Annotated in this window: 12 protein-coding genes; 10 read left to right on the top strand and 2 right to left on the bottom strand. The window is 59.7% G+C overall.

Annotated elements, in window-relative coordinates; genetic code table 11:
- The first annotated feature begins 85 nt into the window (after positions 1-85).
- The 10 genes from nuoG to NTD87_RS27345 all read left to right on the top strand — a co-directional run bounded on the left by nuoG (position 86) and on the right by NTD87_RS27345 (position 11,105).
- Complete coding sequence (gene nuoG / locus NTD87_RS27390; protein ID WP_262117293.1) at positions 86-2,800, top strand: NADH-quinone oxidoreductase subunit NuoG; 2,715 nt, start codon at positions 86-88, stop codon at positions 2,798-2,800.
- Positions 2,797-3,804, top strand: a complete 1,008-nt coding sequence (gene nuoH / locus NTD87_RS27385) for an NADH-quinone oxidoreductase subunit NuoH (protein WP_262117292.1) — start codon at positions 2,797-2,799, stop codon at positions 3,802-3,804. The genes nuoG and nuoH overlap by 4 nt, the downstream gene beginning before the upstream one ends.
- Positions 3,805-3,816: 12 nt before the next feature.
- A complete protein-coding gene (gene nuoI, locus NTD87_RS27380) occupies positions 3,817-4,362 on the top strand; it encodes an NADH-quinone oxidoreductase subunit NuoI (protein WP_262117291.1) in 546 nt (181 codons plus the stop codon).
- A gap of 9 nt (positions 4,363-4,371) precedes the next feature.
- Complete coding sequence (nuoJ, locus tag NTD87_RS27375) at positions 4,372-4,872, top strand: NADH-quinone oxidoreductase subunit J (RefSeq protein WP_262117290.1); 501 nt, start codon at positions 4,372-4,374, stop codon at positions 4,870-4,872.
- A gap of 3 nt (positions 4,873-4,875) precedes the next feature.
- Positions 4,876-5,199 (top strand): NADH-quinone oxidoreductase subunit NuoK, encoded by a 324-nt coding sequence (nuoK, locus tag NTD87_RS27370; RefSeq protein WP_262117289.1) that lies wholly within the window; start codon positions 4,876-4,878, stop codon positions 5,197-5,199.
- Positions 5,196-7,049, top strand: coding sequence for an NADH-quinone oxidoreductase subunit L (gene nuoL / locus NTD87_RS27365; protein WP_262117288.1), 1,854 nt, complete (start codon positions 5,196-5,198; stop codon positions 7,047-7,049). Before nuoK ends, nuoL begins: the two co-directional genes overlap by 4 nt.
- 39 nt (positions 7,050-7,088) lie before the next feature.
- Complete coding sequence (gene nuoM, locus NTD87_RS27360) at positions 7,089-8,621, top strand: NADH-quinone oxidoreductase subunit M (protein ID WP_262117287.1); 1,533 nt, start codon at positions 7,089-7,091, stop codon at positions 8,619-8,621.
- 7 nt (positions 8,622-8,628) lie between these two features.
- Positions 8,629-10,092, top strand: coding sequence for an NADH-quinone oxidoreductase subunit NuoN (nuoN, locus tag NTD87_RS27355; RefSeq protein WP_262117286.1), 1,464 nt, complete (start codon positions 8,629-8,631; stop codon positions 10,090-10,092).
- A 174-nt stretch (positions 10,093-10,266) separates the two neighbouring features.
- Complete coding sequence (locus tag NTD87_RS27350; RefSeq protein ID WP_262117285.1) at positions 10,267-10,731, top strand: type II toxin-antitoxin system Phd/YefM family antitoxin; 465 nt, start codon at positions 10,267-10,269, stop codon at positions 10,729-10,731.
- Positions 10,728-11,105 (top strand): type II toxin-antitoxin system VapC family toxin, encoded by a 378-nt coding sequence (locus NTD87_RS27345; RefSeq protein ID WP_262117284.1) that lies wholly within the window; start codon positions 10,728-10,730, stop codon positions 11,103-11,105. The genes NTD87_RS27350 and NTD87_RS27345 overlap by 4 nt, the downstream gene beginning before the upstream one ends.
- A gap of 80 nt (positions 11,106-11,185) precedes the next feature.
- On the opposite strand, the gene cysS is transcribed toward NTD87_RS27345, so the two are convergent.
- Both cysS and NTD87_RS27335 read right to left on the bottom strand, forming a co-directional pair.
- Entirely contained in the window at positions 11,186-12,568 is a 1,383-nt protein-coding gene (cysS, locus tag NTD87_RS27340) for a cysteine--tRNA ligase (RefSeq protein WP_262117283.1), read from the bottom strand.
- 43 nt (positions 12,569-12,611) lie between these two features.
- Complete coding sequence (locus tag NTD87_RS27335) at positions 12,612-14,309, bottom strand: glutamine--tRNA ligase/YqeY domain fusion protein (RefSeq protein WP_262117282.1); 1,698 nt, start codon at positions 14,307-14,309, stop codon at positions 12,612-12,614.
- Positions 14,310-14,506: the final 197 nt, after the last annotated feature.

Below are 14,506 nucleotides of genomic sequence, written 5' to 3'. Positions count from 1 at the left end.
TTTTACAGGCTGTTTAGAGTCGGGCGAATAACAAGATTCCATTAGCCACGCCCGCTGACACCGGGCCAACGAAGAACTTTGAACCATGGCCACTATCCACGTAGACGGCAAAGAGCTCGAAGTCGATGGGGCAGACAACCTGTTACAGGCATGTCTGTCGCTAGGCCTCGATATCCCTTATTTCTGCTGGCACCCCGCCCTCGGCAGCGTTGGCGCTTGCCGCCAGTGCGCAGTCAAGCAGTACACCGACGAAAACGACAAGCGTGGTCGTATCGTCATGTCCTGCATGACCCCTGCGACCGATGGCAGCTGGATCTCCATCGATGACGAAGAAGCCAAAGTGTTTCGCGCCAGCGTCGTCGAATGGCTGATGACCAACCACCCGCACGACTGCCCGGTGTGCGAAGAAGGCGGTCACTGTCACCTGCAAGACATGACGGTAATGACCGGCCACAACGAGCGCCGTTACCGCTTCACCAAGCGTACCCACCAGAACCAGCAACTGGGCCCGTTCATTTCCCACGAAATGAACCGCTGCATCGCCTGCTATCGCTGCGTACGCTTCTATAAAGACTACGCCGGCGGTACTGACCTCGGCGTATTCGGCGCCCACGACAACGTGTACTTCGGTCGTGTTGAAGACGGCACCCTGGAAAGCGAGTTCTCCGGCAACCTCACCGAGGTCTGCCCGACCGGTGTGTTCACCGACAAGACTCACTCCGAGCGCTACAACCGCAAGTGGGACATGCAGTTCTCGCCGAGCATCTGCCATGGTTGCTCCAGCGGTTGCAACATCAGCCCGGGTGAACGCTACGGCGAACTGCGCCGTATCGAAAACCGTTTCAACGGTTCGGTAAACCAGTACTTCCTGTGCGACCGTGGCCGTTTCGGCTATGGCTACGTCAACCGCGAAGATCGCCCACGTCAGCCACTGCTGGCCAATGGCGCGAAGCTGAGCCTGGACGAAGCGCTGGATAAAGCCGCTGACCTGCTGCGCGGTCGCAACATCGTCGGCATCGGTTCGCCGCGTGCCAGCCTTGAAAGCAACTACGCCCTGCGCGAACTGGTCGGTGCCGAGCACTTCTACTCAGGCATCGAAGCTGCTGAGCTGGAACGCATTCGTCTGGTCATGCAGGTGTTGAAAGACAGCCCGCTGCCGATTCCGAACATGCGCGACGTCGAAGACCACGATGCGATCTTCGTCCTCGGTGAAGACCTGACCCAGACCGCTGCGCGTATGGCCCTGGCCCTGCGTCAGTCGGTCAAAGGCAAAGCCGAAGACATGGCCGACGCCATGCGCGTTCAGCCTTGGCTCGACGCGGCGGTGAAAAACATCGGTCAGCACGCGCTGAACCCGCTGTTTATCGCAAGCCTGGCTGAAACCAAGCTCGACGACGTGGCTGAAGAATGCGTTCACGCCGCCCCAGACGACCTGGCACGTATCGGTTTCGCCGTGGCTCACGCCCTCGACGCCAGCGCTCCAGCCGTTGAAGGCCTGGACACTGAAGCCCTCGAACTGGCTCAGCGCATCGCCAACGCCTTGCTGGCGGCCAAGCGCCCGCTGATCATCGCCGGTACTTCGCTGGGCTCCAAAGCCTTGATCGAAGCTGCGGCGAACATCGCCAAAGCCCTGAAGCTGCGCGAGAAGAACGGTTCCATCAGCCTGATCGTGCCAGAGGCCAACAGCCTCGGCCTGGCCATGCTCGGTGGCGAATCGGTCGACGCAGCCCTGCAAGCGGTGATTGACGGTAAAGCCGATGCCATCGTGGTGCTGGAAAACGATCTGTACACCCGTACCGACAAAGCCCGTGTCGATGCTGCCCTGACCGCCGCGAAAGTCGTGATTGTGGCCGACCATCAGAAAACCGCTACCAGCGATCGCGCGCACCTGGTGCTGCCAGCCGCCAGCTTCGCCGAAGGCGACGGTACGCTGGTCAGCCAGGAAGGTCGCGCCCAGCGCTTCTTCCAGGTCTTCGACCCGACGTACCTCGATGCGAGCATCCTGGTTCACGAAGGCTGGCGCTGGCTGCATGCCCTGCGCTCGACCCTGCTGAACCAGCCGATCGACTGGACCCAACTGGACCATGTCACCGCTGCCTGCGCTGCAAGCAATTCGCAACTGGCCGGTATCGTCAACGCCGCACCGTCTGCTTCGTTCCGGATCAAAGGCCTGAAACTGGCGCGCGAACCGCTGCGTTACAGCGGCCGCACCGCCATGCGCGCCGACATCAGCGTACACGAGCCGCGTACTTCCCAGGACAACGACACGGCGTTCTCGTTCTCCATGGAAGGTTACTCGGGCTCTGTCGAACCGCGCCAGCAAGTGCCATTCGCCTGGTCGCCGGGCTGGAACTCGCCGCAAGCCTGGAACAAGTTCCAGGACGAAGTCGGTGGTCACATTCGCGCTGGCGATCCAGGTGCTCGCCTGATCGAAAGCCAGGGTGATTCGCTGAACTGGTTTGCCAGTGTTCCGCGTGCATTCAACCCGGCTCAAGGGACCTGGCAGGTTGTGCCGTTCTATCACCTGTTCGGCAGCGAAGAGAACTCTTCGAAAGCCGCGCCGGTCCAGGAACGCATTCCGGCCGCTTATGTGTCGCTGGCCAAGTCCGAAGCCGATCGTCTGGGCGTCAATGACGGTGCCATGCTGAGCTTGAACGTTGCCGGCCAGACCCTGCGTCTGCCGCTGCGAATCAACGAAGAGCTGGGTGCGGGTCTGGTGGCGTTGCCTGCGGGTATCGCTGGCATTCCGCCGGCCATCTTTGGCAAATCCGTTGACGGTCTGCAGGAGGCAGCTCAATGACCTTGTTCACTCCTGAAGTGATCGACGTAATCATCGCGGTGCTCAAGGCCATCGTGATCCTGCTCGCCGTGGTGGTGTGTGGCGCGCTGTTGAGCTGGGTCGAGCGTCGTTTGCTCGCCCTCTGGCAGGACCGTTACGGTCCGAACCGCGTCGGCCCGTTCGGCGCGTTCCAGATCGCCGCCGACATGATCAAGATGTTCTTCAAGGAAGACTGGACGCCGCCGTTCGCCGACAAGGTGATCTTCACCCTGGCGCCGGTCGTGGCCATGAGCGCCTTGCTGATTGCCTTCGCGATCATCCCGATCACCCCGACCTGGGGTGTCGCGGACCTGAACATCGGCATTCTGTTCTTCTTCGCCATGGCCGGTCTGTCGGTCTACGCGGTGCTGTTCGCCGGCTGGTCGAGTAACAACAAGTTCGCCCTGTTGGGCAGCTTGCGGGCCTCGGCACAAACCGTGTCGTACGAAGTGTTCATGGGCCTGTCGTTGATGGGCATCGTGATCCAGGTCGGCTCGTTCAACATGCGCGACATCGTCGATTATCAAGCCCAGCACCTGTGGTTCATCATTCCGCAGATCTTCGGTTTCCTGACCTTCTTCATTGCTGGTGTCGCCGTGACTCACCGTCACCCGTTCGACCAGCCGGAAGCGGAGCAGGAACTGGCCGACGGTTACCACATTGAATACGCCGGCATGAAATGGGGCATGTTCTTCGTCGGTGAGTACATCGGCATCGTCTTGATTTCGGCGCTGCTGGTGACACTATTCTTCGGTGGCTGGCACGGTCCGTTCGGTATTCTGCCGCAGATCCCGTTCATCTGGTTCGCACTGAAAACCGCGTTTTTCATCATGTTCTTCATCCTGCTGCGCGCCTCGATCCCGCGCCCACGGTATGACCAAGTGATGGACTTCAGCTGGAAGTTCTGCCTGCCGCTGACCCTCGTCAACATGCTGGTGACCGCTGCGATCGTGTTGCTCAACACGCCCGCCATCGCGGCTCAGTGAGGATAGAGAATCATGAAGTATATTTTTGACATCGTGCATGGCTTCTTCACCCAGCTTCGCAGCCTGGTGATGATATTCGGCCACGCCTTCCGCAAGCGCGACACGCTGCAGTACCCGGAAGAGGCGGTGTACCTGCCGCCGCGCTTCCGTGGGCGTATCGTCCTGACCCGCGACCCCGACGGCGAAGAGCGTTGTGTAGCCTGCAACCTGTGCGCCGTGGCATGCCCGGTCGGTTGCATCTCGCTGCAGAAAGCCGAAACCGAAGACGGTCGCTGGTACCCGGAGTTTTTCCGTATCAACTTCTCGCGCTGCATTTTCTGCGGCCTCTGCGAGGAAGCCTGCCCGACCACCGCGATCCAGCTGACACCGGATTTCGAAATGGCCGAGTTCAAGCGTCAGGATCTGGTTTACGAGAAAGAAGATCTGCTGATCTCCGGCCCCGGTAAAAACCCTGACTACAACTTCTATCGTGTTGCAGGTATGGCCATTGCCGGTAAGCCGAAAGGCGCCGCGCAGAATGAAGCCCAACCGATCAACGTGAAGAGCTTGCTGCCTTAAGGAAGAAAGATGGAATTCGCTTTCTATTTCGCGTCAGGAGTTGCCGTTGTGTCCACGCTTCGCGTGATCACCAACACCAACCCCGTGCACGCCCTGCTCTACCTGATTATTTCGCTGCTCGCGGTGGCGATGACCTTTTTCAGTCTCGGCGCTCCATTCGCCGGTGTACTGGAAGTGATCGCCTACGCCGGTGCCATCCTGGTGCTGTTCGTGTTCGTGGTGATGATGCTGAACCTGGGCCCGGCCTCGGCTCAGCAAGAGCGCGTCTGGCTCAAACCCGGTATATGGGCGGGGCCAGTCGTACTGGCCGCGCTGCTGCTGGCTGAACTGCTGTATGTACTGTTCAGTCATTCCAGCGGCACCGGCATCGGCCACACCACCGTAGACGCCAAGGCCGTGGGCATCAGCCTGTTCGGTCCTTATCTGCTGGTGGTCGAACTCGCCTCGATGCTGCTGCTCGCCGCAGCCGTCACGGCGTTCCACCTGGGCCGCAACGAGGCGAAGGAGTAGACCATGCCTGTTATCCCTCTCGGTACTATCCCATTGGAGCATGGCCTGGCGGTTGCCGGCATCCTGTTCTGCCTCGGTCTGGTTGGCCTGATGGTGCGCCGCAACATTCTCTTCGTGCTGATGAGCCTGGAGATCATGATGAACGCCTCGGGTCTGGCCTTCATCGTCGCCGGTAGCCGCTGGGCGCAGCCGGATGGACAGATCATGTTCATCCTGGTGCTCAGCCTTGCTGCCGCCGAGGCCAGTATTGGCCTGGCGATTCTGTTGCAGCTGTATCGCCGCTTCCACACTCTCGATATCGACGCTGCCAGCGAGATGCGCGGATGAACCTTCTCTATCTGACTTTCGTATTCCCCCTGATCGGTTTCCTGCTGCTGTCGTTCTCACGCGGCCGCCTCTCGGAAAACCTCTCGGCGCTGATCGGCGTCGGTTCCATCGGCCTCTCGGCGATCGTTGCTGCTTATGTGATCTGGCAGTTCAACGTCGCGCCGCCTGAAGGCGGTCACGTCACCCAGGTGTTGTGGCAGTGGATGTCGGTAGGTGATTTCAAGCCGAACTTCGCTCTGTACCTGGATGGTCTGTCCGTGACCATGCTCGGTGTGGTCGTCGGTGTGGGCTTTTTGATCCACCTGTTCGCGTCCTGGTACATGCGCGGTGAAGACGGTTACTCGCGCTTCTTCGCCTACACCAACCTGTTTATCGCCAGCATGCTGTTCCTGGTCCTGGGCGATAACCTGTTGTTCCTGTACTTCGGTTGGGAAGGCGTGGGCCTGTGCAGCTACCTGTTGATCGGTTTCTACTACAGCAACCGCAACAACGGTAACGCCGCACTCAAAGCCTTCATCGTCACCCGTGTCGGCGACGTGTTCATGGCCATCGGCCTGTTCATCCTGTTCCAACAGTTGGGCACGCTGAACATCCAGGAACTGCTGGTCAAAGCGCCTGAGCACTTCAAGACCGGTGACTTCTGGATCGTCATGGCGACCCTGATGCTGCTGGGCGGTGCGGTCGGTAAATCCGCGCAACTGCCGCTGCAAACCTGGCTGGCGGATGCGATGGCCGGTCCTACCCCGGTTTCGGCACTGATCCACGCCGCGACCATGGTGACCGCCGGTGTCTACCTGATCGCCCGTACACACGGTCTGTTTGCGTTGGCGCCGGATATCCTGCACCTGGTTGGCATTGTCGGCGGTGTGACCCTGGTGCTCGCCGGTTTCGCGGCACTGGTACAAACCGACATCAAACGTATCCTCGCCTACTCGACCATGAGCCAGATCGGCTACATGTTCCTGGCGCTGGGCGTTGGTGCCTGGGAAGGTGCGATCTTCCACCTGATGACCCACGCCTTCTTCAAGGCGCTGCTGTTCCTTGCGTCCGGTTCGGTGATCGTTGCCTGCCACCACGAACAGAACATCTTCAAGATGGGCGGTCTGTGGAAGAAACTGCCACTGGCCTACGCCAGCTTCATCGTCGGCGGCGCGGCCCTCGCGGCCCTGCCACTGGTGACCGCAGGTTTCTACTCCAAGGACGAAATCCTCTGGGAAGCCTTCGCCAGCGGTAACCACGGTCTGCTCTACGCAGGTCTGGTGGGTGCCTTCATGACGTCGCTGTACACCTTCCGCCTGATCTTCATCGCGTTCCACGGTGAAGTGAAGACCGAAGCCCACGCGGGTCACGGCATTGCTCACTGGCTGCCACTGTCGGTGCTGATCGTGCTGTCGACCGCCATTGGCGCGATGATCGTTCCACCTCTGCACGGCGTGCTGCCGGAAAGCGTTGGCCATGCCGGCGGCGAAGCCAAGCACAGCCTGGAAATCGCCTCGGGCGCTATCGCCCTGTCCGGTATCCTGCTGGCCGCGCTGCTGTTCCTCGGCAAGCGTCGCTTCGTGACCGCCATCGCCAACAGTGGCATCGGCCGTCTGCTGAGCGCCTGGTGGTTCGCGGCCTGGGGCTTCGACTGGATCTACGACAAACTGTTCGTCAAACCATACCTTGCGATGAGCCACATGCTGCGCAAAGACCCGTTCGACCAGACCATCGGTTTGATCCCGCGTCTGGCCAAAGGGGGTCACAACTCCCTGAGCCGTACCGAAACGGGTCAACTGCGTTGGTACGCCGCCTCGATGGCTGCTGGTGCCGTGCTGGTTATCGGCGCTGTCGTGCTGGTAGCGGTCTGATATGAACCTTGCGAACTTGCGAAAGGAAACGAGCCCGTCATGATTCTGCCATGGCTAATCCTGATCCCCTTCATCGGCGGCCTGCTGTGCTGGATGGGTGAGCGCTTCGGCGCCACCCTCCCCCGCTGGATTGCGCTGTTGACCATGACCCTGGAACTCGCTCTCGGCCTCTGGCTGTGGGCCCACGGTAACTATTCCTTTGCTCCGGCGCCTGGCGCCGATCCGACCTGGGCGCTTGAGTTCAAGCATGTCTGGATCGAGCGTTTTGGCATCAACGTGCACCTGGCCCTCGACGGTCTGTCGCTGTTGATGATCATGCTGACCGGTCTGCTGGGTGTCCTCTCGGTACTCTGCTCGTGGAAAGAGATCCAGCGTCACGTTGGCTTCTTCCACCTGAACCTGATGTGGATCCTGGGCGGTGTCGTCGGCGTGTTCCTGGCCCTCGACCTGTTCATGTTCTTCTTCTTCTGGGAAATGATGCTGGTGCCGATGTACTTCCTCATCGCGCTCTGGGGTCACAGTTCTTCGGACGGCAAGAAAACCCGGATCTACGCGGCGACCAAGTTCTTCATCTTCACTCAGGCCAGCGGCCTGATCATGTTGGTGGCGATCCTGGGTCTGGTACTGGTCAACTTCAACAGCACAGGCGTGATTACTTTCAACTACGCCGACCTGTTGAAAACCAAGATGTCGCTGACCACCGAGTACGTTCTGATGCTCGGCTTCTTCATTGCCTTCGCGGTGAAGCTGCCGGTAGTGCCGTTCCACTCCTGGTTGCCGGATGCTCACGCACAGGCACCGACCGCGGGTTCCGTTGACCTGGCCGGCATTCTGCTGAAGACCGCTGCGTACGGTCTGCTGCGTTTCGCCCTGCCGTTGTTCCCGAACGCGTCGGCCGAGTTCGCGCCGTTCGCCATGGCCCTGGGTCTGGTCGGGATCTTCTACGGTGCGTTCCTGGCGTTCGCCCAGACCGACATCAAGCGTCTGGTCGCGTACTCCAGCGTTTCGCACATGGGTTTCGTGCTGATCGGCATCTACTCCGGCAGCCAGTTGGCCCTGCAAGGCGCAGTGATCCAGATGCTCGCGCACGGCTTGTCGGCAGCGGCACTCTTTATCCTCTGCGGCCAGCTCTACGAGCGCACCCACACTCGTGACATGCGTGAAATGGGCGGCCTGTGGTCGAAGATCGCCTACCTGCCTGGCGTCAGCCTGTTCTTCGCGGCAGCCTCGCTGGGCTTGCCGGTGACCGGTAACTTCGTCGGTGAGTTCCTGATCCTGATCGGCACCTTCGCCAGCGCTCCATGGGTCACCGTGATCGCGACCGCAGGCCTGGTGTTCGGTTCGGTCTACTCGCTGATCATGATTCACCGCTCCTACTTCGGTCCGTCCAAGTCAGACGCCGTACTGCACGGTATGGATGCTCGCGAACTGATCATGGTGGTTGGACTGGCAGCACTGCTGATTTACATCGGCGTCTACCCGCAACCGTTCCTCGATACCTCTGCCGCGACGATGCATGGCGTGCAGCAATGGTTCGGTACCGCCTTCACTCAACTCGCTTCGGCCCGGTAAGAGCGCTATGGACTTTACGATTCAACACTTTATCGCGCTTGCGCCATTGTTGATCACCAGCGCCACGATCATCGTGGTGATGCTGGCGATCGCCTGGCGTCGCAACCACTCGCAGACCTTCCTGCTGTCGGTAGCGGGTCTGAACCTGGCCTTGCTGTCGATCCTGCCAGCCCTGAAAGTCGCGCCTCTGGCCGTGACTCCATTGCTGCAGATCGACAGCTTTGCCTGCCTGTACATGGCGCTGATCCTGGTCGCCACCCTCGCCTGCGTCACCCTCGCCCACGCCTACCTCGGCGATGGTGCTACGGGTTATCCGGGCAACCGTGAAGAACTTTACCTGCTGATCCTGATGGCCGCCGCCGGTGGCCTGGTTCTGGTCAGCGCGCAGCACCTGGCCGGTTTGTTCGTCGGTCTGGAACTGCTCTCGGTACCGGTCTACGGTCTGGTGGCCTATGCCTTCTTCAACAAGCGCTCACTGGAAGCCGGCATCAAGTACATGGTGCTGTCGGCCGCCGGTTCCGCGTTCCTGTTGTTCGGTATGGCCCTGCTCTACGCCGAAGCCGGCACCCTGAGCTTCAGCGGCATCGGTCAGGCCCTGGCGGCCACCGGCCTGCCAAGCCCGCTGGCGCAACTGGGCCTGGGCATGATGCTGATCGGTCTGGCGTTCAAGCTGTCGCTGGTACCGTTCCACCTCTGGACCCCGGACGTCTACGAAGGTGCTCCGGCACCGGTTGCAGCGTTCCTCGCCACGGCTTCGAAAGTCGCTGTGTTCGCAGTGATGGTGCGTCTGTTCCAGATCTCGCCAGTGGCCAACAGCGGTGTATTGAGCACCGTACTGACCGTGATCGCGATTGCCTCGATCCTGTTCGGTAACCTGCTGGCGCTGACCCAGAGCAACCTCAAGCGTCTGCTGGGTTACTCGTCCATCGCTCACTTCGGTTACCTGTTGATCGCCCTGGTGGCGAGCAAGGGGCTGGCGATGGAAGCCATCGGCGTCTACCTGGTCACCTACGTGATCACCAGCCTCGGCGCCTTCGGCGTGATCACCCTGATGTCCTCGCCATACAAAGGTCGTGACGCAGACGCGCTGTACGAGTACCGCGGCCTGTTCTGGCGTCGTCCGTACCTGACCGCCGTACTGACCGTGATGATGTTGTCCCTGGCCGGTATCCCGCTGACCGCAGGCTTCATCGGCAAGTTCTACATCATCGCCACCGGCGTCGAGTCTCACCAATGGTGGCTGGTCGGCTCGCTGGTACTGGGCAGCGCCATCGGCGTCTTCTACTACCTGCGCGTCATGGTCACCCTGTACCTGATCGAACCGAACCTGCGTCGCGTCGACGCCCAGCTGCACTGGGAACAAAAGGCAGGCGGCGTCATGCTGCTGGCCATCGCAGTGCTGGCGTTCTTCCTCGGCCTGTACCCACAGCCGTTGCTGACGCTGGTTCAGCAGACTGGACTGGCCGGTTGATCGCTTAAGCGACACGCAGTAGAAAACAGAAACGGCACCTTCGGGTGCCGTTTTTGCGTTTGGGCGACTGCTCTCCCCTTTCTCGGAATATGCCTGCAAAGAGACCGGTGGCAGCTGACATCAGGCTGATGCTACTGAGCGCTAAGGTGAGTGACGGGCTATCAGGAGCATTCGATGAAACGGGATATTTTTTCAGAAGTGGTCGAAGGTTTTAAATGCCTGGCGACTGAGCGACAGCGCAACATTCGGGTAAGGGGTACTCCCGAAACGCCAGCAACTTCAAAAACCTCTAGACCTTTCACCGCTCACTCGACACATGACAACTTGACCTATTGTCCGCTCATCTTTGCCTACCCCAAAAATTCTGGCTATATTTGTCCAGAATATTGGAGAGGCATCATGATTATCGTCCCGTTAGGTGAAGCAAAAAACAATTTGTCCAAACTGGTCGATGACGCTGCTTCCGGACAGATCATCACGATTGCTAAACATGGTCGAGCCCTTGCCCGCCTTGTTCCCGTGGGAAAACCCTCCGGACGGCGGATCGGAGCGATGAAAGGCAAACTGACCTTGCCTGAAGACTTTGATGCGCCGCTACCGGACGAGATGCTGGACGCATTTGAAGGGACTCATGGATGAGGGTCTTACTCGATACACATATTCTGCTTTGGACTCTCAGTGATGACCCAAAACTATCCGGCAGAGCCAGAAAGCTCATTGAGAGCGCCGCTGAGATTTACATCAGCGCAGCTACTTTCTGGGAGATGGCAATCAAGGTTGGGCTGGGAAAGCTAAGCGTTGATTTGGAAGAGATTCGAGAATACTGCCTCGAAGGCGGTTTCATAGAGCTGCCTGTCACGTCAGAACACGCTATTGCGGTGAAAGACCTCGAACATCACCATCGCGATCCGTTCGATCGCCTTATTGTTGCAACTGCAATCACAGAACCAATGAAGCTACTTACCGCCGACCCTTTAGTCGCCAAATACACATCACTCGCTATTTTGGTTTAACCCGTTCTATCTCGACAAAGATTACGTCCATCAAACAAAAACCCGCACAAGGCGGGTTTTGTTTTTAGCTCAAGCAGGCTTTAGTCAGCCAGACGCCACGTCGTGCCGCCCTTACCGTCTTCCAGCACCACGCCCATGGCGGTGAGCTGGTCGCGGATGCGGTCCGACTCGGCCCAGTCCTTGTTGGCACGGGCCGTCAGGCGCGCCTGGATCAGCGCGTCGACTTCTGCTGCATCGACCCGGCCTTCGGCACCGGCTTGCAGGAAGTCATCGGCTTCCAGTTGCAACACACCGAGCACGCTGGCCAGTTCTTTCAAGCGCGCCGCCAGACCTGCCGCGGCATCGAGATCGCTCTCACGCAAGCGGTTGATCTCGCGCACCATCTCGAACAGCACCGCGCAGGCTTCCGGCGTGCCGAAGTCGTCGTTCATCACCTGGGTGAAACGCTCGACGAAGGCTTCGCCACCGGCGGCCGGAACCGTCGGCAGGCCTTTCAACGCGTGGTAGAAACGCTCCAGCGCGCCCTTGGCGTCCTTGAGGTTGTCTTCCGAGTAGTTGATCGCGCTGCGGTAATGGCTCGATACCAGCAGGTAACGCACGACTTCCGGGTGGTATTTGTCGAGCACGTCACGAATGGTGAAGAAGTTGTTCAAGGACTTGGACATCTTCTCGCCATTGATGCGAATCATCCCGCAATGCATCCACGCGTTGGCGTAGGTCTTGCCGGTGGCCGCTTCGCTCTGGGCGATTTCGTTTTCATGGTGCGGGAACTCAAGGTCGCTGCCGCCGCCATGAATATCGAAGGTTTCACCGAGGCAGCAAGTCGACATCACCGAGCACTCGATGTGCCAGCCCGGACGCCCGGCGCCCCATGGCGATTCCCAGCTCGGCTCACCCGGCTTGGCGGCTTTCCACAGTACGAAGTCCAACGGGTCCTGTTTCGACTCGTCGACTTCGATCCGGGCGCCGATGCGCAGGTCTTCGATCTTCTTGCGCGACAGCTTGCCGTAACCCATGAACTTGGCGACGCGGTAGTACACGTCGCCGTTACCCGGCGCGTAGGCGTAGCCCTTGTCGATCAGGGTCTGGATCATCGCGTGCATGCCGGCGATGTGGCCGGTGGCGCGCGGTTCCATGTCCGGCTTGAGGATGTTCAAGCGTGACTCGTCTTCGTGCATTGCCGCGATCATGCGCTCGGTCAACGCCTCGAACGACTCGCCGTTTTCACGGGCGCGATTGATGATCTTGTCGTCGATGTCGGTGATGTTGCGCACGTAGGTCAGGTCATAACCGCTGAACCGCAACCAGCGGGTCACCAGGTCGAACGCGACCATGCTGCGGCCGTGGCCCAGGTGGCAGTAGTCGTACACTGTCATCCCGCACACGTACATGCGCACCTTGTTACCATCCAGCGGTTTGAAGACTTCTTTGCTCTTGGTGAGCGTGTTGTAGATCGTAAGCACGATTATTGCCTATTTATCAGAGCCGGTCAGGCCTGTCGCTAAATCACTGGCCCCACGAATCACGCAGGGTCACGGTGCGGTTGAATACCGGGTGACCGGGTTTCGAGTCCTTGATATCCGCGCAGAAGTAACCTTCGCGCTCGAACTGGAAACGGTCTTCCGGCTGTGCATTGCCCAACGAAGGCTCAGCACGACAACCGGTAAGCACCTGCAGCGAGTCAGGGTTGATGTTGTCCAGGAAACCGGCGCTGTCTTCGGCCTTCTCAGGGTTCGGCGAACGGAACAGACGATCGTACAGACGCACTTCACACTCGACGCTGGCCGCAGCCGGCACCCAGTGAATCACGCCTTTGACCTTGCGGCCTTCAGGGTTCTTGCCCAGTGTTTCCGGATCGTAGGAGCAACGCAGTTCGACGATGTTGCCATCGGCGTCCTTGATCGCTTCGTCGGCACGGATCACGTAGCTGCCACGCAGACGCACTTCACCGGCTGGCTCCAGGCGTTTGTAGCCCTTTGGCGGCTCTTCCATGAAGTCTTCACGGTCGATGTAGATCTCACGGGCGAATGGCAGAACCCGCACGCCCATGTCTTCTTTCGGGTGGCATGGCAGTTCGAGGTTCTCGACCTGACCTTCCGGGTAGTTGGTGATCACGACTTTCAGCGGACGCAGTACGCACATGGCGCGTGGGGCGCTGTGGTCCAGGTCGTCACGGATGCTGAATTCGAGCATGCCGAAGTCGACCACGCCGTCGGAACGGTTGGTGCCGATCATTTCGCAGAAGTTGCGGATCGATTTCGGCGTGTAACCGCGGCGACGGAAACCCGACAGCGTCGACATGCGCGGATCGTCCCAGCCATTGACGTGCTTTTCATCGACCAACTGCTTGAGCTTGCGCTTGCTGGTGATGGTGTAGTTCAGGTTCAGGCGCGAGAACTCGTACTGACGTGGGTGCGCCGGTACTGGCAGGTTGTCCAGGAACCAGTCGTACAGCGGACGATGGCCTTCGAACTCCAGGGTGCAGATCGAGTGGGTGATGCCTTCGATGGCGTCCGACTGACCGTGGGTGAAATCGTAGTTCGGGTAGATGCACCACTTGTCACCGGTCTGGTGGTGGTGAGCATGACGGATGCGATACAGGATCGGGTCACGCAGGTTCATGTTCGGCGACGCCATGTCGATCTTGGCGCGCAGCACGCGCTCACCGTCCTTGAACTCGCCGGCCTTCATGCGGGCGAACAGGTCCAGGTTCTCTTCGACGCTACGGTCGCGGAACGGGCTGTTCTTGCCGGGTTCGGTCAGGCTGCCACGGTATTCCTTGGACTGCTGGGGGGTCAGGTCGCAGACATACGCCTTGCCCGCCTTGATCAGCTCTACCGCCCATTCGTGCAACTGGTCGAAATACTGCGAGGCATAGCGCACTTCACCAGACCATTCGAAACCCAGCCACTTGACGTCGCTTTCGATAGCGTCGATGTATTCCTGGTCTTCCTTGGCCGGGTTGGTATCGTCGAAACGCAGGTGCGTCACGCCACCGAACTCCTGGGCCAGACCGAAGTTCACACAGATCGACTTGGCGTGACCGATGTGCAGGTAGCCGTTGGGCTCAGGCGGGAAACGGGTGACGATCTGCGTGTGCTTACCCGAGTCCAGGTCCGCCTGGATGATCGGGCGCAGGAAATTGACCGGCACGGCAGGGCCAGTCTTGGAATTCGAGGTAGGGTCGACAGTGGGCTTGCTCATAGGATCCTTGAACGTACAAGTGCGTGGCCGGACTAAGGGCCTGACAAAACAAAGCCGCTATCATAGCCGATGCGGTCAAGCGCCTGACAGAGCAGGCCCTAAAACTGCTGCTTTTAATGCACCGCAGATGAAAAACAGCCTCGAAATTCGCAGCCGTCGCGCTAAACTGCCCACCTTGGCGATTTTTTGCCAAACAG

This window comes from Pseudomonas sp. 6D_7.1_Bac1 (assembly GCF_025465945.1).
GTDB lineage: Bacteria > Pseudomonadota > Gammaproteobacteria > Pseudomonadales > Pseudomonadaceae > Aquipseudomonas.
Note: the sequence above shows the minus strand (reverse complement) of the source record. Positions and strands in the feature narration are given on the sequence as shown.

Coding starts and splice junctions, on each gene's coding strand:
- nuoG (WP_262117293.1), top strand. CDS start 86: ATGGCCACTATCCACGTAGACGGCAAAGAGCTCGAAGTCGATGGGGCA.
- nuoH (WP_262117292.1), top strand. CDS start 2,797: ATGACCTTGTTCACTCCTGAAGTGATCGACGTAATCATCGCGGTGCTC.
- nuoI (WP_262117291.1), top strand. CDS start 3,817: ATGAAGTATATTTTTGACATCGTGCATGGCTTCTTCACCCAGCTTCGC.
- nuoJ (WP_262117290.1), top strand. CDS start 4,372: ATGGAATTCGCTTTCTATTTCGCGTCAGGAGTTGCCGTTGTGTCCACG.
- nuoK (WP_262117289.1), top strand. CDS start 4,876: ATGCCTGTTATCCCTCTCGGTACTATCCCATTGGAGCATGGCCTGGCG.
- nuoL (WP_262117288.1), top strand. CDS start 5,196: ATGAACCTTCTCTATCTGACTTTCGTATTCCCCCTGATCGGTTTCCTG.
- nuoM (WP_262117287.1), top strand. CDS start 7,089: ATGATTCTGCCATGGCTAATCCTGATCCCCTTCATCGGCGGCCTGCTG.
- nuoN (WP_262117286.1), top strand. CDS start 8,629: ATGGACTTTACGATTCAACACTTTATCGCGCTTGCGCCATTGTTGATC.
- NTD87_RS27350 (WP_262117285.1), top strand. CDS start 10,267: ATGAAACGGGATATTTTTTCAGAAGTGGTCGAAGGTTTTAAATGCCTG.
- NTD87_RS27345 (WP_262117284.1), top strand. CDS start 10,728: ATGAGGGTCTTACTCGATACACATATTCTGCTTTGGACTCTCAGTGAT.
- NTD87_RS27335 (WP_262117282.1), bottom strand. CDS start 14,309: ATGAGCAAGCCCACTGTCGACCCTACCTCGAATTCCAAGACTGGCCCT.